This is a genomic window from uncultured Cetobacterium sp. (genome assembly GCF_945952365.1).
GTDB lineage: Bacteria > Fusobacteriota > Fusobacteriia > Fusobacteriales > Fusobacteriaceae > Cetobacterium_A.
Genome location: NZ_CAMFHX010000010.1, coordinates 12,731 through 38,249, shown reverse-complemented (window position 1 = coordinate 38,249; position 25,519 = coordinate 12,731). Strand labels below are relative to the sequence as shown.

The following is a 25,519-nucleotide window of genomic DNA, read 5'->3' as shown; positions in this document are numbered from 1 at the left end:
ATAAAGGGAGTGACAAAAATGTCAAGTTGTAATTCATGTCCATCAAAAGGATCGTGCTCAAAAGAATCTTCAAGTTGTGGGATAACTAATCACCCTGCAAATAAAATAAAAAAGGTAATTGGTGTTATGAGTGGAAAAGGTGGGGTAGGTAAATCTACAGTTTCGACTTTATTAGTAAAACAATTAGCGGATCAAGGATACAAAGTAGGAATAATGGATGCTGATATTACAGGACCAAGTATTCCAAGATTATTAGGATTAAGTGGAGAGAGAGCTGGAGGAAAAGGTAATGATATTTATCCAGTATTAACAAAAGATGGAATAAAAGTAATCTCTTTAAATTTCTTAGTTGAAAATGAAAATGATCCTGTATTGTGGAGAGGTCCAATTATAGGAAGAGCTGTTAAACAGTTTTGGGAGAATGTTATCTGGGGAGAGCTAGATTATTTAATTATAGATATGCCACCAGGAACAGGGGATGTAGCACTTACGGTTATGCAATCAATTCCATTAAATGGAATTGTAATGGTTTCAGTACCACAAGATATGATATCAATGATTGTTGCAAAAGCTGTTAAAATGGCAAATCAAATGAATGTAGATGTAATCGGAGTAGTTGAAAATATGAGTTATGTTGTATGTCCAGGATGTGAAACTAAAATAAAGTTATTTAATGGAGAGGCAACGAATTTCTTAAATGAAAATAATTTACAACTTTTAGGAGAGCTTCCGATGATTTCTAGCATATGTAATCTTTCTGTAGATGGATACGAAGCTAATAAAGAAGAGATAAACACTATTTTTAATCCAATTACTACAAATATATTAAATAAAATTAATATATAATATAAGGAAACGAAAAAGAGGCTAGATTATCTAGCCTCTTAATTTTTTATGGGTTTAATCAATTTCACTTTCAATAGCAACATCTTTTCCACTAAAAGCCATTCCTATTTTTATAATTTTCAATACACCATTATTTTTCATAGATATATCATATTTTTTTTCATTTATTTGAGTTAAAGCTTCTTTAGCTTTCTCAGAGATACTGTTTTTATCTCCTATTTTAAACTCAAATATCAATCCATAATTTTTTTTATCCTTTGGTTCTAAGGCTATATCATATCTTCTATAACCACTTTCTCTATTAGAGGTTATTATGTATTTATCTCCTAACGTTAATAGAAGTCCAAGCATAAAGTGATGATAATACTTTTCGCTATCTCCACCATCATGATAACTTACAGCTGATAAATATAATTCTTTAAATTTATACTGGAATCTTTCAATATCACCTTTATACAAATCTTCAAGCATTTTAAAATACATAGCTGTTTTACCATGACTATACTGCTTTATAAAGCTGTTTTTAAAAAATGATTTAACCTCATAATTTGGAATTTTTAAGAAATATGTCTTTGCTTCTGTTATATCTGAAATTTCAAATCTATCATATGTTAAATAGCCTGAAAATAGCATCAATGACCAGATTGTATCCACATCTTCTAAATCTGAAAATACTATATTTTCTGTAATTACTTCCTCTATTTCGTTTCCGCTAAAAACAGCTTTTAAATCATCCAATATTTTAGAATCGTTTTTATCAAGTAACTGCTTTATTAAAGCATTATCACTTGTGTTTATCCAATAAGGTCCTAAGGCATTTTTATTTATAAAGTTAATTAAAGACCACGGATTATAGACTAATTTCTCTCCAAAAGTATATCCGTTATACCATCTCTTGACATCTTCTAACTCATAATCTAATTTATAATATTTTAAAGCTACTTCGACCTCCTCTACAGTTAAACCAAAATAGTTAAAGTCACTATCTAAAATTGTAGATACTGTAAGGTTATTTAAACCTGAGAATATACTTTCCTTTGCTACTCTCAATATTCCTGTAAGAACTGAAAGTTCTAAATATGGATTACCTTTTAATGCTGCACTCAAAAAATTACGGAAGAAGAATATAGCTTCATCATAGTATTCTTGTGAGTGAGCTGTTACCAATGGTGTATCATATTCATCTATTAAAATTATTACTTTCTTTTTATAATAACTCTCTAGATAGCTAGACAAATCTTTTAAAGCATTTGAATAATCTGCATTTTCACTTTTCATTAAAATATCATTAAAGTTTTTTCTTTGAATTTCATTCAAAGATTCTCTAATATATATTTTAGTTTGGAATAGGTTACTAATTAAATTTTTTAAGGCACTAAAACACTCTATCCAACTACTAACCTTTATATCTTTTAAACTTATATATATAACTGGATATTCTCCAGCATACTTCATTTTATCTGTATTAGAAATAGATAAATTATCAAATAGTTTTTTATTGGTCTCTTTATCTTCTATATTAAAAAAATAGTTAAGCATTGACATATTTAAAGTTTTTCCGAATCTTCTAGGTCTAGGTAGTAATATTACCTCAGATTTTTTATTTAATAATTCATCTATAAACATTGTTTTATCAATAAAATAATAGTCATTTTCTATTACTTTTTTAAAGTTGTCTATTCCAACAGGTAACTTTTTCTTATCCATTTTTTTCACCTCATCATTTTTATATATCTATTTTATTATATCATATTTTATGGATAGAAATTTAAAAAATAAGAGATTACTAACTTTGAAAATTTATAGCTTCTGTTATTATTAGTTAACTTCCAATAAACATCTGTGTCCAAATATTATTTCCAAACTCATCTCTTGAAACACCCATCTCTTTAAATTTAGGGTTTAGTATATTTTTCCTATGACCTGGTGAATCCATCCATGACTTCATAACAAATTCCGGTGTGTTTTGTCCCTTTGCAATATTTTCACCAGCAGTCATGTATTGTACATTATGTTTTTCCATTAAATCAAATGGCGAACCATATATAGGTGAATTGTGACTAAAATATTGATTGTGATGCATATCATCAGATTTAATTTTAGCAAGAGCATTTAAAGTTGGATTTAGCTTTAAAGGTTCGATACCTCTATTTTCTCTTTCGATATTGACAAGATTTAGAATAACTTCATAATCGCTGTTCATTCCAAATAATGATGTTGTTAAAAGTAAAAGTAAAATTCCTAGTATTTTTTTCATAAGTTCTCTCCTGATAAGTATTCTTGTAGTTTATTTTAGCAAATAAAATTGAAAATGTCTAATATCTGTAAAATGTAAACTTTAAAAATAAAAAAAGTTGACATTTTTATTTTTGTAGAATAGAATGGTTAACATGAAATAAAATTATCCGAGGTGAAATATGAAAAAATTTATAAAGAAAATAATAGATGGAATTTTAGAAAGAAAAAGTGAAATAACTTTTGAAGAAGCTATAGAACTTATAGAGTATGATTTCGAAAAAGATAAAGATAGTTTGAAGGTTCTTTTAGATGGAGCAAATAAAATTAGAGAAACTTTTCATGGGGATATATTTAATCTCTGCACGATAGTTAATGCTAAATCAGGAAATTGTTCAGAGGATTGTAGATATTGTGCTCAATCATCATACTATAATACAGCAGCAGATGTATATGATTTGATGAACAAGAATAAAATTTTAGAGCTTGCAAAAGATATGGAAACAAAGTTAGTTGATAAATTCTCTTTAGTTACAAGTGGAAGAGGTTTAAATATAGGTTGTGAATTAGAAAGTTTAAAAGAGATATACGTTGAGTTGAAAAATGAAACATCTCTCCATCTATGCGCTTCTCATGGAATAATAGATTTTGAAGTAGCAAAAGAACTTAAAAATTCAGGAGTACAGATGTATCATCATAATTTAGAGACTTCAAGAAAATTTTATGATGAAATTTGCACGACACATACTTATGAAGATAGAATTGAAACTTGTAAAAATGCTAAAAAAGCTGGTTTAAAAGTCTGTTCTGGTGGTATTTTAGGATTGGGTGAAACTAAAAAGGATAGAGTGGAAATGGCATTTGAATTGAAAGCGTTGGAGGTAGATTCAGTTCCAATAAATATTTTGACTCCTATTGAAGGCACACCTTTAGCCTTAGAAATAATAGAGGAGCTAACACCTTTAGAAGTTGTAAAAACAATAGCAATATATAGATTAATTTTACCAAATACTTTTATAAGATATGCAGGTGGACGTCAACTTTTAGGAGATTATGAAATTATTGGAGTAAACTCAGGAGTTAATGGAGCTCTTACAGGTAATTATCTAACAACGACAGGAAGCACAATTGAAAGAGATAGAATGATATTTAAGGAGGCTGGATTTGAATTCAAGAGATAGTTTTTTTGTAGTTGGAACAGGAACAGATATAGGTAAAACATATATTTCGGGATTGTTCTTTAAGGCCTTGAAAAATAGTAAAGCAACATATTATAAACCCATTCAGAGTGGATCAATTGACGGAATAGCTCCAGATGTTTTAAGTGTTTGTTCGTTTGCAGGAGTTGAATATAGTGAGGAGATGTGTAGTTACAATTTAATTGAACCAGTATCGCCACATCTTTCAGCAGAGATAGATAAAGTTGAAATAGACTTTGAAAGAATTTTAAAAAAGATAGGAAAAAAACGTTTGAATAACAGATATCTAATTGTAGAAGGGGCAGGAGGAGTTTGTGTTCCATTAAATAGAGATGGGTACATGTATTCAGATTTAATAAAAAAATCAAAACTACCAGTAATTTTAGTAGCAGATACAAAAGTTGGAACAATCAATCACACTTTAGCAACGTTAAGCTATCTTAAAGCTGAAAAAATACCGGTTTTAGGAGTTGTTTTCAATAGATTTAAAAATGAATATTTTGAAAAAGATAATATAGATATGCTGGTTTCGTTAGCAAAAATTGATAACTACTTAATTGTTGATGAGGGAGAAACAGATATAGATTTAGAAAAATTAAAAACTTTTTTAAATTATAAGAGTATAAGTCAGCTTCAAAAAAAAGATTTAGAATATATTTTTCATCCATGCTCACAAATGAAAGACTATGAAAAGCTTCCACCGATGGTTATAAAAAAAGGTAAGGGAGTTTATTTGATAGATGAAAATGGGAAAAGATATATGGATTGTGTTTCAAGTTGGTGGGTAAATCTTTTTGGACATTGCAATGAAAGGATAAATAAAGCTCTAAATAGACAATTAGAAAGTTTAGAACATACAATTTTTGCCAATTTTACACATGAGCCAGCTATAGAACTTGGAGAGAGGTTGATTGAAGTAGTTCCTAAAGGTTTAAAAAAACTTATTTTTTCTGAAAATGGCTCTTCAGCAGTAGAGATAGCTCTTAAAATATCATTTCAATATCATCAAGAGAAAGGGAATACAAAAAGAAAAAAGTTTGTATCTTTAAAAAATGCTTATCATGGGGAAACTTTAGGAGCTTTGGGAGTAACAGATGTAAATCTGTTTACAGAGTTATATAAACCGCTTATAAAAGAAGCTCTGAAAGTCGAAGGTCCAGATTGTTATAGATGTAGTTGGAATAAAAAACCGGTAAATTGTGAGGCCGAATGTTTTATTCATATGCAGGAGTTGTTAGAAGAAAATGGTGATGAAATAGCAGGAGTAATAATAGAACCAATGGTGCAAGGAGCAGCAGGAATGAATATGTATTCTCCAAAATATTTGAAAAAATTAAGAGCTTTAACAATTGAAAAAGGAGTTCATTTCATAGCTGATGAGATTGCTGTTGGATTTGGAAGAACAGGAAAAATGTTTGCTTGTGAACATGCAGATATCTCTCCAGATATTATGTGTGTTGGAAAAGGTCTAACAGCGGGATATTTTCCAATGGCATTAACTCTTATTACGGATGAGATATATAATACTTTTTATAAAGATTATTTAGAAGGTGGAGCATTCTTACATTCACATAGCTATTCTGGTAATCCGCTTGGGTGTTCGGTAGCTGTCGAAACATTAAAAATTTTTAAAGAGGAAGATATTCTGAAAGAGGTTGAGAAAAAAGCACAATATTTAGAGAAAAAAGCTAGAGAAATTTTTGAAAATCATAAAAATATTGGAGAGTATAGACAGATTGGTTTTATTGGTGCCCTTGAATTAGTTAAAGATAAAGAGAAAAAAGAGAGATTTAAGTCTTACGAGAGAGCAACATATGAAATTTATAAGATAGGTCTTGAAAAAGGAATTATAATTAGGCCTTTGGGAGATGTAGTATACTTTATGCCACCATATACAATTGAGTTAGATGAGATAGATTTTATGTTAGAAAAGTGTCTAGAATCTATTGAAGAGTATTTGATAAAAAGAAAAAATATGGAAGTAAACAATAAATTTATAAATAGTTTTGTAGGATTTGAGGTTTAGATGAGAGAAGAGGATATTATTAAAGAGTTATCAAAATTAAAAAAAGATGAGAATTACCGAAGTTTAAAGTCAATTGACAAAAAGTATATTAATTTTTCATCAAACGACTATTTAGGATTGAATGAAGATAGAGAATTAAGAATAGAGTTTTTTGAAAAATATAAGAATGTCGATTTAATGTTTTCATCTTCCTCGTCAAGATTACTTAGTAGAACTTATCCTATAATCATAAAGTTGGAAAAAATATTAGAAAAAATTTATAATAAAAAAGCTTTACTATTTAATAGTGGATATGATGCTAACACTTGCTTGATAGAAACTTTATTTTCTAAAAATTCACTTATTATAAGTGATAGATATAATCATTCAAGTATATATGCTGGAATAAAAGCTTCAGAGGCAAAACTTTTAAGATATAGACATCTAGATTATAATCACTTAGAAGAAATTTTGAAAAAATATAGTTTGGAGTATGATGATATATTAGTTGTTTCAGAAACTATTTATAGTATGGATGGAGATAAAGCAGATATAAAAGAATTAGTTCAATTAAAAAATAAGTATAAATTTAAATTGTTAATAGATGAAGCTCACTCTTTTGGAGTTTCAGGATATGGTGAATGTTATGAGGCAGATGCTTTGGATTTAGTTGACTATATTGTTATTCCTCTTGGAAAAGCTGGGGCTTCAATAGGAGCTTATGTTTTAATGGATGAATTATCAAAAGAGTATCTGATAAACAAAGGAAGGAAATTTATATATACGACAGCATTGCCTCCTATAAATGTGGCTTGGAATCTTTTTATTCTCGAAAAGATAGAAAAATTTGATTTTAGAAGAGAGAGATTAATTGAGATTTCAGAGTATACTAGGAATCTTTTGAGTAAATATGAAATAAAAACAATATCTACAACAAATATAATTAGCATAGTAATAGGTGAAAATCAGAGGGTAAATAGAATATCTGAAAATCTTCAGGAGAAAGGTTACTTAATATACCCTATTAAAGAGCCGACAGTTCCAAAAGGAACAGCTAGATTGAGAGTAAGCTTAACAGCACTTCATACAAAGGAGATAGTTCAAAAGTTTATAGAGGAGTTAAAATATGAAATTGATAATATTCTTTAATGGCTGGGGAATAAAGAGTTTAAATTTTTCTGTAGGAAATGGATGGAAGATTAGATATTTGAATTATCCATATAAATATGAGTATGAAGAGGTTGACTTAGAATATAAAAAAATTATATTTGTAGGCTGGTCATTTGGGGTTTACTATTTAAATAAATTTTTAGAAGAGAATCCTTCTTATCGGAGCTATGAGACAATAGGAATTAATGGGACTCCACATATGATAGGAGAGAGAGGAATTTCAAAAAAAATGTTGGAGTATACTCTTGAAAATTTGACGGAAGAATCTTTAGAGAGATTTTATAAAAATATAGGAATTTTAGATAATAAAAATATATCTATTTTTGATGGAAAAAAAGCTATATCGGAATTGAAAATTGAACTTTTAGATTTTATAGATAACTATATAGAAAGAGAAAACTATATAAAAAAAGCTATAATTTCTAAAAATGATCGAATAATAAAATTTAAAAATCAAAAAAAATATTTTACAGAAAATGGTAGTTTAATTTATGAGATAGATGGAGAACATTTTATCTTTAATGAGAAAAAATTTGTAAGTAGGTTGGTGGATATTTTAGATGAGATTTGATAAGTTTTTAAATACATATGATAATTATGCTTTTGTTCAGAAGAAGGTTGCTCAAAAATTAATCCGTTTTTTACAGAAAGATGAAGAGTTTAAAACAATTTTAGAGATTGGATGTGGAACAGGAATCTATTCTAAAAAATTAGTATCTCATATAAAATATCAAAATATAATATTAAATGACTTATGTGATAGTGAAAATTATGTGTCACAGATTGAAAAATCGAAATTTATAATTGAAGATATGGATACTTTTGAATATAAAAAATATTCTTTGATAACTTCAAGCTCGGTATTTCAATGGAGTAAGAATTTAGATCAGCTACTAGATAAAATATCAATAGCAACAGATAGATTGTTATTTTCAATTTATGTAGATGGAAATTTACCAGAGATTAAAAATGATTTTGGAGTGAGTTTGGAATATGTTAAGCATGAAGATATTTTGTTAAAGTTAAAGAGAAAGTTTAAATTTGTTGATTACAAGATAGAAAATATTATTTTAAAGTTTTCGACTCCTTTAGAAGCTTTAAAACATTTGAAATACACAGGGGTTACAGGAATTAGAAAAAATATAGAAATTGCGAAGATAAGAAATTTTAAAGAGACAAAGTTGACATATAAAGTAGTTTATTATAATTGTTGGAATTGAAAAAAAAGAAGACCAAACTCTCATTTTGAGAGTTTGGTCTTCTTTTATATTATTTGTAATTACCTTCCATAAATCTATAGAAAGCGGGATTAACCCAAATCTCTTGAGCAGTAACTTCAAGAGTTGATTCCTTTTTCATAGCTTTAATGAAAGCTTCAGAATTTTTAGGTAAAGTTAATACGTTAGCTTCAAAATTACCATTTTTAACTAGATGAGAGATAAGCATATTGTATCCTTCAATTTTATCAGTTTGTACAAATGGTTGCCACCAAGATTTATATATTAATCCCTCTTGGTCTTTAGAGTCTTTCTTAGCATAACGATCTATAATTTTTGTGAATTTAATTTTATCGTTTACATTTTTAAATTCAAATTTTAAATCGTATTCAGTAGGAGTAAGAACTATTTTACCATCCTCTAAAATTATGTGGTCATAGTTAGGAGAACCCCAATTTGGATTATGTAAAAAAGCAGAGGTCTTAGGTTCTAGTTGTATTTTAGCATCTAAACCTTCACTTTTTAATAAAGATATCAGCTGTAAAGCATGAGTTATATCATTGTGACCATAACTGGCAGTTAGTTCTTTTTTAAAGTTTGCATATTCATTTATATTTTTTAAGTTATATCCTGTCATTAATCCATTAGCTAAAGCTATGTTTAAGTTGTTTAAAAGAAGGGTATCTTTAGGCGCTACAGTTGCAGACCATTTTTTTGAAACTCTCTCAAGGATATTTTTATCAGATATATTTCCTAAACTATTTTCATTCATATCTAAAAAATCATCAACATAATTAGAAATTGTTGAGTAATCTTTTTTATTTAGCAAGTCCACAGTTGTTATATTAAGGTCGATTAAAACAGCTTTATCTGAAAGAGATTCTAAAGATTCTGATTTAATATTTTTATAACCTTTTAAAGAATTTTGAACTTTTTCTTTTGGATAAGTTTTAGATAACTCTTTTAATTTTAGTTTTTCAATGGCAGTACTCGGATCAAGAGCAGCTAAAGCAGTAAGATTAAGTAGTATAAAGCTAAATAAAATTTTATTTTTCATTAAATGTCTCCTAAGTTTAGTTTGTGGGATTTATATTATGAATTACATTTGTGATAGCATATTGATAACGATTTTAGCAGAGTTATCAGCAGCAATATTAACGAAATCATTGTAGTTCATATGAGCACTTCCATCAGCCTTATCAGACATAGATCTAATAACAACAACAGGAGTTTTATAAAGATTAGCAACGTGAGCAACAGCAGCTCCTTCCATTTCAACAGCCCATGCACCAAATTCAGATTCTAAAGCTTGTACAGTTTTCTTATCAGCTATAAATTGATCTCCAGTTGCAATTGTTCCAACATAAACTTTATCTTTTCCTAAAACTTTTTCAGCGGAATTTTTAGCAATATTAATTAAGTTTTTATCAGCTGAGAACTTAGCATCAACTGATCCAGGAACAGCCCCTTTTTTAGTACCAAATACTGTAGTGTCATAATCATGTTGAACTAAATAATCAGATACAACAACATCAGTTATATTTAAGTTATTATTGATTGCTCCAGCAACTCCAGTGAAGATTATTTTATTTACATCATACTCTTCCATAGCGATAGTTGTAGACATAGCAGCATTAACTTTTCCAATTCCAGACTTGAAAACAACAACATCTTTATTTTCTAATTTTCCTTTATAAAATACAACAGAAGCTTTTTCCTCTTGTTCTACATTTTTCATTTGTGAAAGTAAAATTTTTATTTCAGAGTCCATAGCTCCGATTATAGCTATTCTGTCAGCTAAAGATAGTGTTGATGTCAGAAGTGTTAAAAGTAATGTAAGTTTTTTCATTTGGTTCTCCCTTTAAAATAAATTTTATGAAAATAAAAAAGAGCATATAAAATCCTATGGGAATATATACTCTCATTATTAGTGATTATATCATCCCTCATAGTGAGCTATTTACGGCAGCTCGTAGAAACTCTTGGCCAATCCCAAGTATATATGAGTTAATTTGTGTTTGTATGTTAATTCTTTTACAAAAAGATGGTACCATAACTTTCTAAACATTGCAATATTTTTTTCACAAGCAATTGTTATTCGAGAAAATAATTGTTGTGAATAAAGAGTAGAAATTAGTTTTCTTATATTTTACATCTGTTTAATTTAGATTTAACATTTTAATGATAAACTTGAACAAATAGAATTAAAAAGGAGATGAAAAATTGAAAAAAATAGTTTATTTATTATTTGTAATAGTTGCAATCTTAATGGGGTGTGAGAAGAAAGAAGAGACATTAAAAATGGTTATTCCTATAAAAACAGGATTTAAATCATTAGCTCCACTCAGAGATGTATCAGCATCAACCAAAGGAGTTATGAGAAATATGCATTTAGGAATGTTAGAATATGATGTTGATTCTAAAGAAGTAAAAGAAGCTTTAGCTAAAAGTTATTTTTTAGATGAAAAAACTAAGAGTATAACTATGATTTTAAGAGAGGGTACTAAATTTCATAATACAAAAGATATAACTATAGATGATATAAAGTATTCATATGAAAGAGTAGCTGGAAAAGATGGAAAAGCTCCAATATCATCTTTATTGTCAAATAGTTTAGAAGATATAGACATAATTAATGACAAAACTATAAAAATGAGTTTTAATGAAAATATAAGTTTATCTCAAATAATTTTTGAAGTGATAGATACATTTATAATACCTAAAGATGTTAGCGAAGAAGAACAAGAAAAAAAGCCAATAGGAGCGGGACCATATAAATTTGTAGAGTATGTTCCTGGAGAAAAAATAGTTTTATCTGCTTTCAAAGATTTTTATAAAGGTGTTGGAGATGTAAAAGAAGTAACATTTAAGATTTTTCCAGATACATCTTCTCAATTGATGGCTTTCCAAGCGGGAGAATTAGATTTACTTCAAATAACTTCAGATAATAGAAAAATAGTAGAAAAAGTTTCAGGAAGTTCAATTTATGATGGTTTAGCAAATGATGTTAGAACGATGTTTTTAAATCATGAGTTTGAAGCATTTAAAAATAAGGAGGTAAGAGAAGCTATTGAATTAGGAATAGATAAGAACAGATTGGTTAATATTTTAGCAAAAGATAGTGGAGTAGCTTTATCTACCCATATGTCTCCTTATATGAGAGACTATATTGAAAATATTCCAATTCAGGTTAAAGATATAGTTAAAGCAAAAGAATTATTAAAGAATAGTGGTTATGAGAATTTGAGTTTTACATTGAAAGTTGTTGGTGAGAATAGTTTTGACAATACAATGGCCGTTATAATAAAAGAAGAGTTATCTTCTATAGGAGTAAATGTGGAGATTCATTCTTTACCTTGGACAAATTATTTTACAGAGGTTTATAGAGAACATAATTATGAAGCAGCTTTATTACAAATTGTTGGATATCCAGATCCATATAGAGTTTTATCTAGATATGGGAGCATGGCTTCGGGAAATATGCCGCAATATAAAAATATAGAAATTGATAATTTATTAAAAGAAGCGTTTAATCAAAATTCAAAAGAAGAGGAAGTAAAAGCTTATAAAAGAATACAAAAGATTTTGACAGATGAAGTAGTATCAATATGGATAATGGACCAAGGGATAAGTATAGCATTATCTAAAAAATTTACTAATTACAAAGCTTATCCGTTTACATTTATAGATATATTTAATATAAAAAAGAGAGGGTAGTTAAAATGAAATATTTGAAAAAAATAATATCATCATTAATTACAATTTTTATTATAACAATACTAATTTTTGTAATTTTTCAAATCTTACCTGGAGATGCAGCAACTTTAAAAGCTGGAATGGAAGATGAATTTAATATGGCAGAGGTTTATAAAAAAACAATGGGAATAGATAAACCTTTATATAAGCAATATTTTGAATGGGTTTATAATATTTTAAGATTTGATTTAGGTAAATCGTATATTTACGAAAATTATACGGTTGTAGATTTAATTATAAGTAGATTAAAAATAACCCTTTCTTTAGGATTAATTTCACTATTTTTTATAGTTATAATATCTATTCCAATGGGAATAGTTTTATATAAAAATCAAAATAACAAAATCGGAAATTTTTTGAAAATATTTATTCAGATCAATATATCAACACCTTCATTTTGGATAGGAATAGTTTTAATGTACTTATTTTGTTTGAAGCTAAGAATATTACCAGTTATTGTTTCAATTGACTGGAATCTACCTTTAAAAACTTTAAGAGCTTTAATATTACCAGTTATAGCGATAAGTATGGGAAGTATCTCAATTATTATGAGATACTTAGCAAATGAATTAGCAGATCAAAAAGAAAAGGATTATGTAGTTTTTGCTGTAGCAAAAGGAACAAGTATGAATAAAATAATATATAAGCATATGCTTAAAAATTCATTAATTCCAGTAATAACAATCATAGGAATGATCATTTTAAATCTTCTTTCAGGAAGTATAATAATAGAAAATGTTTTTGGTCTTTCAGGAATTGGAAGTCTTTTAATAAATGCTGTTGATCAAAGAGATATACCGTTAACACAAGGAATCGTATTTTTCTTTAGTTTAACTGTGATTATTATAAATCTTTGTGTGGATACTCTTTATTCTGTTGTAGATCCTAGAGTTTCAAAATAGATGGAGGAAAAATGAAAAATAAAAATCTTTATATAGGAAGTCTCATTTTAGGAAGTTTATTGTTTATAATGTTGTTGAGTTTTGTATGGACACCTTATGATCCTTATAAAATAAATGAGTTTAATAAAATAGCTTATCCGAGTTATACCAATTTTTTAGGAACGGACTATTTAGGAAGGGATATATTTTCGAGAATAATGATAGCAAGTCAGAGTGCTTTTATTTTAAGTACAATAGTTATATTTATGAGTAGCTTAATTGGAACTCTAATTGGTCTGATTTCAGGTTACTATGGAGGTATTATTGATACAATTTTAATGAAAATTGTAGATTCTATTATAGCGATTCCAGGAATTTTAATATTGCTTATGTTTATAGCAATTTTAGGAAAAAGTAATTTGAATACGGTTATTTCAATAACAATTTTAATTTTACCATCAATAATAAGGCTTACGAGAGGAAAAGTTTTAGAAATAAAAAACTTAGACTATATTTTTTGGGCAAAGACTATTGGTGTAAATGATTTTAGAATTTTATTCGTTCATATCCTACCAAATATTAAATCTACAATAATTGTTAATGCAGCGATGAAATTTTCGAATGTTATATTAATGGAAGCAGGTTTAAGTTATTTAGGATTAGGAGTACAATTACCTTATCCAAGCTGGGGAATGATACTTTCAGAATCAAAGGAATTTATATTTTTAAATCCATTTTATTCAATTGTACCGGGAATTTTTATAACTTTAACAGCACTTGGTTTCAATCAGTTAGGAGATGGAGTTAAAGAAATTTTAGACAAAAGGAGAAAAAATGAAAATATTAACTATAAAAAATTTGAATTTAAAAAATGAAAGAAATTACATATTGAAAAATATTGATTTTTGTTTTGAAAAAAAAAGAATTTTAGGAATAGTTGGTGAATCTGGAAGTGGGAAAAGTATGCTTTCAAAAACTATTTTAGGATTATTAACTGATAAGTTTAAGGTTGAAGGAGAGATTATATTTAAAAATAAAAATCTTTTAGAAATATCTGAAAGACAATTTCAAGCTTATAGAGGTAAAGAAATTTCTATGGTATTTCAAAATCCAATGACAAGTTTAAATCCGGTTGTGAAAATAAAAAAACAGCTTCAAGAAACAATAATAAATCATGATAATTCTCTGACTAAAGAAGAGATAGATTTAAGAATAGAAAATACTATGAGAGATGTAGGTCTAAATCCAGAAATGGTTAAATATTATCCGCATCAGTTGAGTGGAGGTCAAAAGCAAAGAGTTGTTATAGCTAATGCAATAATTAATAGACCGTATCTTTTAATTGCAGATGAACCAACAACAGCTTTAGATGTGACAACACAAAAACAGATTTTAGATCTTTTTAAGGAGTTGAGAGATAAATATGACTTATCAATCATATTTATCTCTCATGATTTATCAGTTATAGAGTATATTTCAGAAGATATTTTAGTCATGTACAAAGGAAAGATAATAGAAAAGGGTGAATTAGAACAGGTTCTAAATAATCCTCAAAATGATTATACAAAATCTCTAATTCGATTGAAACCAGAAAACTATATAAAAAATGAAAATAAAATTTTAGAAGAAACTAATTTTAATAAGAAAAATAAAAAATTAATATTAGCTATAAAAAAAATAAAAAAAAGATATAAAAAAAAGGAGTCTTTAATTTTAAATAATCTTTCTTTAGATATATATGAAAATGAAGTTTTAGGGATAGTAGGAGAATCAGGGAGTGGAAAGAGTACTCTTGGAAAGTGCATATTAGGTTTAGAAAAAGTAGATTCAGGAAATATTTTTTTTTCAGGAAAAAATGAAAAAAAAGACATCCAGTCAATATTTCAAGATCCTTACAGTACATTAAATCCTTTTCATACGGTTGGTTGGCATTTAGAAGAGCCTTTAAAAGCACACACAAATCTAACTAAAGAAGAAAGAAAGAAAAAATCTATTAAATATTTAAAAATGGTTGGCTTAACAGAAGAATATTATTACAAATTACCAAAAGAGCTTAGTGGTGGTGAAAGACAAAGAGTTACGATTGTTACAGCAATTATTCTAAATCCAAAAATTATTGTGGCAGACGAATCTATTAGTGCTCTTGATATATCTAATCAAGCACAAATTTTAAATATTTTTATGGAAATGAAAAATAAATTGAATTTAACAATAATATTTATAACCCATGATTTATCAGTAGTAAAATATTTTTGTGATAGAGTTGCGGTTATAAATTCAGGTGAAATAGTAGAGATAGGAAAAACTGATAAAATTATTCAAAATCCAAAACATGAATACACAAAAAAATTATTATCATCGAGATTAACCAGAGAAGGAGAGGTTGTTTAAGTGAAGATAGGTATAATTTCAGATTTACATTCAGATTTGTATAAAGAAAAAGGAATCGATTTATTAAATGAATTAAATAATTATTTTATCCAAAATAAAGATATTGAAGTACTTTTAATTGCAGGGGATATAACTGAAGATATAAATGAAACAATAAAATTTATAGAAAATTTAAAGAAAAAAATAGAAATAAAAATTTATTATGTTCCAGGAAATCATGATATTTGGCAAAAACAAAAAATAGAAATCCCGACAGAAGATATTGTGCAAAAATATGCCGCTGATAAAAATTGTATAACAGGAAAAGTTATACAATTAAGAGATGACCTTGTAGTAATAGGAGATACAGGATGGTATGATTATTCTTTTGGTGATAACGAAAAATTTTCAATAGAAGAATTTATAAAAGGATCTTATAGAGAAAGAATATGGCAAGATAAAATAAAAATAAAGTTTACTAAAATGGATATAGAAAAGCATAAAGAAATATTGAATCAATTGGAGAGAAAATTTGAGGAAAATAGAAATAAAAAGGTTATTTTTATAACTCATATGATTAATCATAGTTTTTTTAAAGTTAGTACGGAAAATAGAGAAGAATGGAAGTTTTTTAATGGGTTTTTAGGAAGCGAAGATTATTATAAATTAGTAAAAAAATATAAACCTATAGTTTCTATATCAGGACATGTTCACTACAGAAAGAGCTTTGTGGAAGAGGAAACAGAATTTGTTTGTTCTTGTCTTGGATATCATAAAGAGTTTGAAAAAAGTAAAGGAGAAATGACACTTTATCAAAATATAGAAGAGTCAATAAAAGTGGTGGTGGTTTAAATGAAAATATCATTGATAAGACATGCTCAAACATATGCAAATGTAAATCATATACTTGCAGGATGGACTGATGTAGATGTTACAGAGAAGGGGCTTTTAGAGATAAAAAACTATAAAGAAAAAGGTTATTATAAAGAGGGAACACATTATTTTAGTAGCGATTTAAAAAGATGTTTAAAAACTGCAAAAATAATTGCACCGGATAAAGATATTTTAATAAATCACAGGCTAAGAGAGATTAATTTTGGTGATGATGAGAATAAAACATATTCAGAAGTAGGAAATGAAAATTATTTTAGAAATTGGGCAAATAATAATTTTAAACCATTTAACGGAGAGTCAATAAAAGAATTTAAAGAGAGGGTTAACTTAATAATTAATGAGATAATTCAAAAAAATTACAATGAAGAAAATCATATAGTCATATTTACTCACTCTGGTTTTATAAGAGCAATTTTGCATAATTTTTTTGAAAATGAAAAAGGATTTTGGAAGTTTGATGTAAAAAATGGATTGGGTTATGAGCTTCAAATAGATAAAGTAAAAAAAATAAAAGCTATAAAGCCAATAGGAGAATAAAAAGAAATGAAGGGTAGATTTATTATATCTACCCTTTTTAAAAATACAATTAAAATTTATTTTGACAAAATTAATAATTAATGTTATATTGATTTTGAAATAAATTGCAAGCGCTTGCAAAAGTAATGTTTATTCTAGAATAAAACATAAGAATTGAAAAGGGGTAAAAATGAAAGACATGAAACATATGAGTGACTTATCGTTAGCAAAGCGTTTATTGGCGTATTTTGTAATTTTAATTGGGTATTTTTTCTACTGCTATAATTTCGTAGTTATAGATTATGTAAGACCGTTTATAGTTCAATATTATGGAATAACTTTAGCACAAACAGCTCTATTTTATACAGCACAATCAATTGGAGCTTTAATTGGGGCTTTAAGCTGTGCGTGGTTTGCTGAAAATTTTGGAAGAAAAAAAATATTAATAATGATAACACTTCTTAATGGAGGAGCGACATTAGTAAATTTATCAAGTCAATCTTTTGAAATGTGGATGTTGATGAGATTTGTAATTGGGATTTCATTAGGTGGATATTTTACAGTGGCTGTAACAGTAATGGTAGGATTATTTGATGGTAAAGTAAGAGGAAAAGTAACTGCTTTCGCCTCAAGTTTGTTCTCAATAGCCCTAATAATAATGGGAGCTTATGGAGCTTTATTAGGAGAAAATAACTGGGAGATGCTTATGGTGATAGGTGGATTACCACCAGTATTAGCGGCAATAGCTATGATATTTTTAGTACCAAGCGAAAAAGTTTATATACCTTTCGGTAGTGAGCAGAAGAAGAATGATCTTGGAGAAATTCAGGAACAGAAAAAAGCAACTTGGAAAGAGATGTTCTCTGGAAAATTAGCTAGAATATCTGTAACTTGCATTTTACTATCTGGATTAAACTTTATAGGTTATCAATTCTTTAGTGGGTTTGTAACGGTTTATTTAAGAGAAGTAAGGAACTTTGATGCAAAAACTATGGGAATTCTGTTTTCAGCAGCTTCTTCTGGATCTTTAGTTGGAGCGTATATCTGGGGATTCATGTCAGATAAATTTGGAAGAAAAGCAAATGCGTTTGGATTTATTATATCTTCAATAATGATATCTTTATATTTTATAGCACCAAGCAATGTAACGATATTATCAATATGTGGATTTATATATGGAGTAGGTTTAGCATCAAGTGCAATTTGGGGAGGGTATTTTACAGAGTTATTTCCGTCGCACTTAAAAACTATGGGTGCTTCACTTTTCCACGGTGGAAGAATCATAGCATTATTTGCACCAACAATAGTGGTTGCAGTAAGAAATGCAACATCCTTACAAACGGCAATGTGGGGAGCACCAGTGCTATTTACATTAGCTGCAATTCTTTGGTTAACATTACCAGAAACTCTAGAAACAGGAGTTTTTTATAAAAAAACAAATAATAAAAAAGAAATAAAGGAAAGGTAAAGAATATGTCTAAATATCAAGAAATAAAAAAAATTGTAAGAGAATATTTTGATGCAATGGAGAATTCAACAGTAGAAACAATTGAATCAGTTTTAAAAGAATATACTTCAGAAAACTACTTGTGGAGAGGAGTTTATCCATTCAGAGAGCAAGAAGGAGCGACAGCAGCAACAGAAACTTTTTGGAAACCTTTAATGACTTCGATAAAACACCTTCAAAGAAGACAAGATGTTTTTATAGCTGGAACAAATGAAGTTAATGATACTGAAGAGTGGGTAATGTCAATGGGTCATTTTATGGGTCTATTTGATGAAGAATACTTAGGAATCAGACCAACTGGGAAAATGATAAACTTAAGATACGCAGAGTTTTCTTGCGTTGAAAATGGAAAAATAACTAAGACAGGTCTTTTCGTTGATTTATTAGGATTAATGCAACAAGCTGGAGTTTATCCATTACCTCCATCAACAGGACAATACTTTGTTTATCCAGGACCAAGAAATCATGATGGATTATTATTTGAAGATGCAGCTCCAGAAGAAGGAGTAAAAACATTAGCTCTTGTTAATAAAATGGTTGAGGATTTATCAGCACTTAATAAAAGTGGAGCTATGGGAATTACTCCAGATATATTAGAGCCTTCATGGTCAAAAAATATGATATGGTATGGTCCAGCAGGAGTTGGAGCAAGTTATACTATTCCTAGATATATAGCTCAGCATTCATTACCATTCAGAAGTAGCTTAACAGATAAAGTTTTTAATGGACATGTATGTAGATTTGCAGAAGGAAACTTTAGCTGTTTCTTCGGATGGCCAAATCTTTCTAATACACCAATCGGTGGATGGCTAGGCTTACCTGGTGGAAAAGTAAGAGGAGATATGCAAGTTGTTGACGTTTACTATAGAGATAAAGATAAACTTTCTGAGAACTGGGTATTAATAGATATTCCATTCTGGTTAAAGCAACAAGGGTTAGATGTATTTGAAAGAACAGCAAATATATTAAATCCAAAATTTTAATAGAATTTTATAATAAAGTATATTTTAGATAATTTCAATTAGCGCAGTTTTTTAACTGCGCTAACCCTATTTTATAAGGAGGATTGATGACGCATTTAGATTGGGGAGTTTTAGTATTTTATTTTATTTTTACAATAGGATTAGGAGTTGTAATTGGGAAAAAAACAACGAATACAGCTGATTTTTTTTCAGGAGGAAGAGATTTTAAGTGGTGGGCAATAGGGCTTTCGGTTATGGCAACTCAAATTAGCGCAATTACATTTATTGGAGCCCCTGGGTGGGCTTATGAGCAAGGATTAAAGCCACTTGTATTAAATTTAAATATTCCTTTAGTGATGTATGTTTTAAGTGGAACATTTATCCCATTTTTTTATAGTTTAGAGATAGTTTCTATTTATGAGTATATAGAAAAAAGATTTGGAAAGAAAATGAGGCTTATTATGGTCTTTGTATATATAGTTAAAATGTTAGTTGTAATCGGTTCGATAGTTTATTTACCATCATTAATACTTTCTAAAATCACGGGTCTATCTCTTAATTATACAATATCTTTAATTGTTATAGTTTCAATATTTTATACTGTTCTTGGAGGAATACAAAGTGTTATCTGGACAGATGTTTTTCAAATGTTTGCCTTGTGGATAGGAGTAGTAATTTCAGTAATAACAGTTTTTGAAAAAACTCCACATACTATACCTGAAATATTTGATATAGCAAGACAAAGTGGTAAATTATCTACATTTGATTGGAGTATGAATTTTAGAGAGCCAAATACATTTTGGGCAGGTCTTTTTGGAGGTGGAATTTTACATATAGCATATTTTGGGGTTGATCAAACTCAAGTTCAAAGAGTTTTAACCGCGAAATCATTGGATAATACAAAGTATTCCTTATGGTTTAGTGGGGTATTTTCGGTTATACAAATGTTTTTATTTTTATTAGTTGGAATAGTTTTATTTGTATTTTATAAAGGAGTTCCATTCCAGAATGCGAATGAAGTATATATAAAATTTGCATTAGAAGAGATTCCAAAGGGATATTTAGGAGTTATAATTGCTGCAGTTTTTGCTGCAACAATGAGTAGTATAGATTCTTCTTTAAATTCAATGACAACAGTTTTTATGAAGGATATATATGATACATATTTAAAAAAGAGCGTAAAAAATATTTCAGATATAAATATGACAAGAATTGCAACTTCAATATTTGGAATGTTAATTGGTTATTTTGCGTTTAATGTATCTGCTTCAAATAATTCTATTTTAGAAGTTATAAGTCAATATGGTTCTTATCTGTTAGGAGCAATGTTAGCAGTTTTCACTTTAGGGTTATTTTCTTCAAAAACGAATGAAAAAAGTGTTATCTTTGGATTTTTAATTGGAATAATTGGAACGGCATTTATATCTCATATGTTTAATATATTTTGGATGTGGAATAATCTTGTAGGTTTTTTAATAACATGCTTTATTGGATATACATTTAGTTTTAGTGATTCGAATTATAGGAAAAGTGTTGAAAAATTTATGATGAAAAAAACATATTTTGATAAAAAATCAGTTTTATTAATCGTATATTTTATATTACTGATTATATTACTTTACTTTTTAGATATATAAATTTATAATATTAAGAAAAAAAAGGTGTAAAATGACATTAAAAGATATAGCTAAAATAGTTAATTTAAGTGAATCAACAGTATCAAGAGCATTAAATAATAATCCAAATATAGCTAAAAAAACTCGAGAACTAGTTGTTAAAGTTGCTCAAGAGAATAATTTTGTAATAAATCAGAATGCGAGAAGTTTAGCAACAAAAAAAAATCATCGTATCGGAATAATATTTCCAAATGATTTCTACGAATTTAATAAAAGAGATTTCTTTTCACAATTAGAAAAATATTTTTTATTAAATTCTGAAAAATTTGATTATGAGATATTAATAATAAGAACTAAATCTTTAGAAGAAACAATTAAAAGTGGAAATGTTGATGGTTTGATAGTAGCTAGTAGAGAAATTTCAGAGGAAAATATTAAAATTTTAAAAAAAAATAAAATGCCACATACGTTTGTTGCGTATAAGCCATCCATATTAGATGAAGAAACGCTTGTTTTTAAGAGTGATAATTTGAAGTGTGGTTATGAAGTAGCGAAATTGTTGCATTCTAAAGGATGCTCGAAGCTATTAACAATCACGTCTAATAACATTCAGTTAACAGACTATAAAGATAGAACTATAGGCTTTATGAAATACTTAGAAAAAAATAATCTATCTAAATCTAATAACCATATATATGAATGTGATATGACATTTGAAAATGGAAGAGATTTAGTTTTAAATAATTTAGAATTTCTAAAAAGTTTTGATGGTATTTTTTGTCAACAAGATAAAGTAGCTTTAGGTATTTTAAGTTTGGTAAAAGAATATGAAATAAAAATTCCAGAAGAAATAAAAATAATAGGACATGATAATATAGAATTAATAGATTATTTCTATCCTAGACTATCAAGTGTAAAACAGAATTTTGAAGAAATAACTTTAAATGCTTTAGAGTATTTAATTGGTCAGATAGAAGATAAAAAAAAGGTGATTTCAGAAAATAAGTCAGATAATTTTATTATTGAAAGGGAAACAACTTAAAACAACGATTGTTTAGGAGGAAAATATGAAAATAGTTCAAACATCGTCAACAAGTGCAGCTCTTGTAGAGTTTCAATTGGAAAAAGGTGAAAGTGTAAGAATAGAACCTGGTTGCATGGTTTATAAAGATGCCTCAATAAATTTACAAGGAAAAGTGAATGGAGGATTGTTCTCAGCAATAGGAAAGGCTTTTTTAGGTGGAGAAAGTTTCTTTACATCGGTTGCAACAGCTAAGGAAGTAGGAAGAGTTGCAGTTGCACCAAAGGGATTTGGAAATATAAAAGTATTAAATGTTTCTAGTGGAAATCATTGGTATTTAAATGATGGTAGTTTCTTAGCTTGTAATAGCTCTGTTGATTACACTTCGACTAGACAAAAAAGAATATTGAACTCTATTTTAGGAGGAACAGGTGGATTTTTTATTTTGAAATCTAAAGGAGAGGGAGAACTACTTGTGAATGGATTTGGAGATTTAATAGAGATAGATCTTGATGGGTCACAACCGTTTCAAATAGATAATGGTCATGTTGTTTGCTGGCAAGAATCTTTAGATTATAAAATGGAGATAGCAAGTGGTCTATTTGGATTTAGATCTGGTGAAGGATTGTTGAATACTTTCAGAGGAAAAGGAAAAGTGATAATCCAAACAAGAAATATCCAATCGTTTGTAGATATCTTAGTTGATTATATACCGTTTCCTAAAGAGAATAAAAAATAAAGAAAAGATGTGCAAGTATAAAACTGCACATCTTTTTTCAATTACTTAATCTTTTATTTACCCTCCAATAAGATATCTACTATTTTTTTTGAATATTTTTTTTACGATATATGCAAACACAATAGATAAGAAAAGCGTAAGTATAGTTAGAAGAATTAATCCTATATAACCTGATTCTTTTTCAAACCCGATAGCAGGATAAAGAAATTGAATAATGTAGTTATGTAAAAAGAAAATAGGGAAACTATATTCAGCAAGAGTTTCAAATATTTTTTTACAAACTTTATTAAAATATTTCTCATATTTATTAAAAAATAGAACTAAGTATAAGCACATAAAGAATTTTTGGAAAATAACAACGTCTATTCCTTTATATATTAAAATACTTTTATGTGAGTTAATAAATTTACCCGTGTAAATTTGAAAAGCCAAAATTCCAAGAGTAATTAATCCAAAAATATAACTTTTATTTTCAAACTTCTCAAAGAAACTATCTTTTTCCATAGAGATATAGATTCCTAAACAGTAAACTGGACTGAAGTATATTAAAGCTTGGAATACATTAACAGTAAAATCATGAGCTGGTCTGTGAACGATACTTCCTAAGAGTAACATAACAAACATAATAGTTTTATGATATTTTTTCATCTCTATAAATTTTATAAAAATTGGTGACGATAAAAAAAGTAAAAAAGCAAATGGAATATACCATGTAGATAAAAGCATAGTTCCAGAATATAAGCTTAAAAATAGATATTTAAAAAATTCAAGAGTTGTTGTGTGTAGCTTTTGGTATCTAGGAACATACAAAAGTTGGTAAACGACAACAGGTGTCATAAGAATTAAATATGGACATAAAACATTTTTTAGTTTATTGATTAAAAATTTTTTAAAATTAAATCCTCTTGAATAGAATACATGATGAAATAAGAAACCAGAAATAAAAACAAAAAGAGATGTTCCTCCACTTACTAGTGAAAAGATTGATTTTGTAAAAATAGTATTCATATATGGATTATCATAGTTGAAAACTTTAACAGTTCCAAAAAGATGTCCAATAACAATAAGTAAAATAGCAAATCCTCTAAAATAATTGATAAAACTTAAAAACATAAATCCCCCTATCAAATTTATAATTTCTATTATAGCATTTCAAAAATTGCAATACAAATTAATAGATGATTCAAAATTAAGATTAGTTTGACAAAAAAAAGAAAAAATGTTAAAACTATATTAGAAAAAGCTAATATGGTTGATGGGAGATTTTATGAAAAAAAATGATTTAACGAATGGGGATATAAAAAAAATATTGTTGGGTTTAGCAATTCCAATAATGGGTTCATCTTTTTTACAAATGATTTATGGATTAGTTGATATGTTTTGGGTTGGAAAAATAGGAAGTGATGCAGTTGCAGCAGTAGGGACTGCTAGTTTTTTTATAAATTTAGGATATGCATTAAATTCTATGATTGTTGTTGGTGCTGGAATAAAAATATCGCATGTGATTGGAGCTAAAGATTTAGAAAAGACAAAAGATTATATAAAATCTGCGTGTACAATGAATTTTTTAATGGCGATAGGATTTATAGTTCCAACAGTTGTTTTTTCAAAGAACCTTGTAAGATTTTTTGATTTGAGTAGTGAAGTTGAAAAGATGGCTCAAACATATTTAGTCGTTGCTGGGATAGGTATTATATTCAAATTTTTTAACTTTTTATACTCTAGAATTTTAAATAGTTATGGCGAAAGCAAGCTTCCATTTAAAATAAGTAGCGTTGGAGTAATTTTAAATATAGTTTTAGATCCACTATTTATTTTTGTTTTTGATTGGGGAGTTTTTGGTGCCGCTCTTGCAACAGTGTTAGCTGAGGGAATAAATACAATTTTATTTGTAAGAAAATCTAAGGATTATTTTAAAGTAGAAAGTTATATTTCTAAGAATTGGAATAGTATGAAAGAGATGGTTGTGTTGGGGTCTCCAATTGCTATTCAAAGAGTATTGTTTACTGGTTTTGGAATAGCTATGGCAAAAATAATTTCAAAATGGGGAGCAGATGCTATAGCAGCTCAAAAGATAGGTCTGCAAATAGAATCTATAACATTTATGACAGTTGCAGGTCTTCAAGGAGCAGTAGGAAGTTTCATAGGTCAAAACTATGGAGCAGGATTAAAAGATAGGATAAAAGATGGATATAAAACAGCGATATCAATAGCTACTTTGATAGGAGTTATAACAACAGGGATATTTATTCTTTTTCCAGAATTTTTGGTTCAAATATTTGTTAAAAAACCAGAAACAATAGAAGTAGCAGTAAATTATATGAGAATAATAGGGTTGTCTCAACTCTTTATGTGTTATGAGATAGTTACAAATGGAGCTTTTAGTGGAATTGGAAAACCTAAAATCCCATCTGTAATAAGTATTGTTTTTACATCGATAAGAATTCCATTGGCATTATTTCTTTCTAGAGATGAGTATTTTGGTTTAAATGGAGTTTGGATAAGCATAGCTTTGTCGAGTGTGATAAAAGGTCTTGTTTCACCGCTAATGTTTAAAAAGAATTTAAAATAGGAGCTGATTAAAG

General features: G+C 27.9%; 23 protein-coding genes, 1 pseudogene and 1 riboswitch. Of the genes and pseudogenes, 19 read left to right on the top strand and 5 right to left on the bottom strand.

The features are described from left to right. The first annotated feature begins 18 nt into the window (after positions 1–18). Positions 19–846: an Mrp/NBP35 family ATP-binding protein gene (locus tag Q0O83_RS05090; protein ID WP_294094711.1), complete on the top strand. Its 828-nt coding sequence runs from the start codon at positions 19–21 to the stop codon at positions 844–846. Between the two features lie 54 nt (positions 847–900). Here Q0O83_RS05090 and Q0O83_RS05085 read toward each other — a convergent pair whose 3' ends face one another. After that, positions 901–2,553, bottom strand: a complete 1,653-nt coding sequence (locus tag Q0O83_RS05085) for an AAA family ATPase (protein ID WP_294094709.1) — start codon at positions 2,551–2,553, stop codon at positions 901–903. 115 nt (positions 2,554–2,668) lie between these two features. After that, positions 2,669–3,103 (bottom strand): CAP domain-containing protein, encoded by a 435-nt coding sequence (locus Q0O83_RS05080; RefSeq protein ID WP_294094708.1) that lies wholly within the window; start codon positions 3,101–3,103, stop codon positions 2,669–2,671. Positions 3,104–3,263: 160 nt separating this feature from the next. On the opposite strand from Q0O83_RS05080, the gene bioB reads away from it, so the two are divergent. From bioB to Q0O83_RS05050, 6 genes and pseudogenes are all read left to right on the top strand, one after another. Further along, positions 3,264–4,262 (top strand): biotin synthase BioB, encoded by a 999-nt coding sequence (gene bioB / locus Q0O83_RS05075; RefSeq protein WP_294094706.1) that lies wholly within the window; start codon positions 3,264–3,266, stop codon positions 4,260–4,262. Next, positions 4,246–4,806 (top strand): annotated as a pseudogene (bioD, locus tag Q0O83_RS05070) (dethiobiotin synthase); the annotation flags it as partial. The gene bioB and the pseudogene bioD, both read left to right, overlap by 17 nt. Positions 4,807–4,860: 54 nt before the next feature. Beyond that, the gene (bioA, locus tag Q0O83_RS05065; protein ID WP_294094796.1) at positions 4,861–6,306 is read left to right on the top strand and encodes an adenosylmethionine--8-amino-7-oxononanoate transaminase; all 1,446 of its coding nucleotides are present in this window, start codon (positions 4,861–4,863) and stop codon (positions 6,304–6,306) included. Beyond that, positions 6,307–7,434 (top strand): aminotransferase class I/II-fold pyridoxal phosphate-dependent enzyme, encoded by a 1,128-nt coding sequence (locus tag Q0O83_RS05060; protein WP_294094704.1) that lies wholly within the window; start codon positions 6,307–6,309, stop codon positions 7,432–7,434. After that, a complete protein-coding gene (locus Q0O83_RS05055) occupies positions 7,412–8,026 on the top strand; it encodes a pimeloyl-ACP methyl esterase BioG family protein (RefSeq protein WP_294094702.1) in 615 nt (204 codons plus the stop codon). The genes Q0O83_RS05060 and Q0O83_RS05055 overlap by 23 nt, the downstream gene beginning before the upstream one ends. Beyond that, a complete protein-coding gene (locus Q0O83_RS05050; RefSeq protein WP_294094700.1) occupies positions 8,016–8,675 on the top strand; it encodes a methyltransferase domain-containing protein in 660 nt (219 codons plus the stop codon). Before Q0O83_RS05055 ends, Q0O83_RS05050 begins: the two co-directional genes overlap by 11 nt. A gap of 49 nt (positions 8,676–8,724) precedes the next feature. Here the strand turns inward: Q0O83_RS05050 and Q0O83_RS05045 are convergent, their stop codons facing one another. Further along, positions 8,725–9,729 carry a hypothetical protein gene (locus tag Q0O83_RS05045; protein WP_294094699.1) on the bottom strand — a complete coding sequence of 335 codons (1,005 nt, stop codon included), beginning with the start codon at positions 9,727–9,729 and terminating at the stop codon, positions 8,725–8,727. 42 nt (positions 9,730–9,771) lie between these two features. After that, a complete protein-coding gene (locus tag Q0O83_RS05040) occupies positions 9,772–10,521 on the bottom strand; it encodes a 5'-methylthioadenosine/adenosylhomocysteine nucleosidase (protein ID WP_294094697.1) in 750 nt (249 codons plus the stop codon). 80 nt (positions 10,522–10,601) lie between these two features. Further along, positions 10,602–10,698: riboswitch (purine riboswitch) on the bottom strand. A 197-nt stretch (positions 10,699–10,895) separates the two neighbouring features. On the opposite strand from Q0O83_RS05040, the gene Q0O83_RS05035 reads away from it, so the two are divergent. The 11 genes from Q0O83_RS05035 to Q0O83_RS04985 all read left to right on the top strand — a co-directional run bounded on the left by Q0O83_RS05035 (position 10,896) and on the right by Q0O83_RS04985 (position 22,934). Then, complete coding sequence (locus Q0O83_RS05035; RefSeq protein WP_294094695.1) at positions 10,896–12,389, top strand: ABC transporter substrate-binding protein; 1,494 nt, start codon at positions 10,896–10,898, stop codon at positions 12,387–12,389. Between the two features lie 5 nt (positions 12,390–12,394). Continuing rightward, positions 12,395–13,330, top strand: a complete 936-nt coding sequence (locus Q0O83_RS05030; RefSeq protein ID WP_294094693.1) for an ABC transporter permease — start codon at positions 12,395–12,397, stop codon at positions 13,328–13,330. Between the two features lie 11 nt (positions 13,331–13,341). Continuing rightward, entirely contained in the window at positions 13,342–14,184 is an 843-nt protein-coding gene (locus Q0O83_RS05025; RefSeq protein ID WP_294094691.1) for an ABC transporter permease, read from the top strand. Next, positions 14,144–15,700, top strand: coding sequence for an ABC transporter ATP-binding protein (locus Q0O83_RS05020; RefSeq protein ID WP_294094689.1), 1,557 nt, complete (start codon positions 14,144–14,146; stop codon positions 15,698–15,700). The genes Q0O83_RS05025 and Q0O83_RS05020 overlap by 41 nt, the downstream gene beginning before the upstream one ends. Continuing rightward, positions 15,701–16,531, top strand: a complete 831-nt coding sequence (locus Q0O83_RS05015; protein ID WP_294094687.1) for a metallophosphoesterase — start codon at positions 15,701–15,703, stop codon at positions 16,529–16,531. Then, entirely contained in the window at positions 16,532–17,110 is a 579-nt protein-coding gene (locus Q0O83_RS05010) for a histidine phosphatase family protein (RefSeq protein WP_294094686.1), read from the top strand. A gap of 178 nt (positions 17,111–17,288) precedes the next feature. Next, complete coding sequence (locus tag Q0O83_RS05005; RefSeq protein WP_366515951.1) at positions 17,289–18,557, top strand: MFS transporter; 1,269 nt, start codon at positions 17,289–17,291, stop codon at positions 18,555–18,557. A 5-nt stretch (positions 18,558–18,562) separates the two neighbouring features. Further along, positions 18,563–19,579, top strand: a complete 1,017-nt coding sequence (locus Q0O83_RS05000) for an ester cyclase (RefSeq protein WP_294094682.1) — start codon at positions 18,563–18,565, stop codon at positions 19,577–19,579. Positions 19,580–19,665: 86 nt separating this feature from the next. Then, positions 19,666–21,195, top strand: a complete 1,530-nt coding sequence (locus tag Q0O83_RS04995; protein WP_294094680.1) for a sodium/solute symporter — start codon at positions 19,666–19,668, stop codon at positions 21,193–21,195. Between the two features lie 31 nt (positions 21,196–21,226). Further along, on the top strand, positions 21,227–22,216 hold the full coding sequence (locus tag Q0O83_RS04990) for a LacI family DNA-binding transcriptional regulator (RefSeq protein WP_294094678.1): 990 nt from the start codon (positions 21,227–21,229) through the stop codon (positions 22,214–22,216). A 25-nt stretch (positions 22,217–22,241) separates the two neighbouring features. Next, entirely contained in the window at positions 22,242–22,934 is a 693-nt protein-coding gene (locus Q0O83_RS04985) for a TIGR00266 family protein (protein ID WP_294094677.1), read from the top strand. A 57-nt stretch (positions 22,935–22,991) separates the two neighbouring features. On the opposite strand, the gene Q0O83_RS04980 is transcribed toward Q0O83_RS04985, so the two are convergent. Next, the gene (locus tag Q0O83_RS04980) at positions 22,992–24,047 is read right to left on the bottom strand and encodes an acyltransferase (RefSeq protein WP_294094675.1); all 1,056 of its coding nucleotides are present in this window, start codon (positions 24,045–24,047) and stop codon (positions 22,992–22,994) included. A gap of 154 nt (positions 24,048–24,201) precedes the next feature. Between Q0O83_RS04980 and Q0O83_RS04975 the strand changes: the two genes are divergently transcribed. Beyond that, positions 24,202–25,506, top strand: a complete 1,305-nt coding sequence (locus Q0O83_RS04975; protein ID WP_294094673.1) for an MATE family efflux transporter — start codon at positions 24,202–24,204, stop codon at positions 25,504–25,506. Positions 25,507–25,519: the final 13 nt, after the last annotated feature.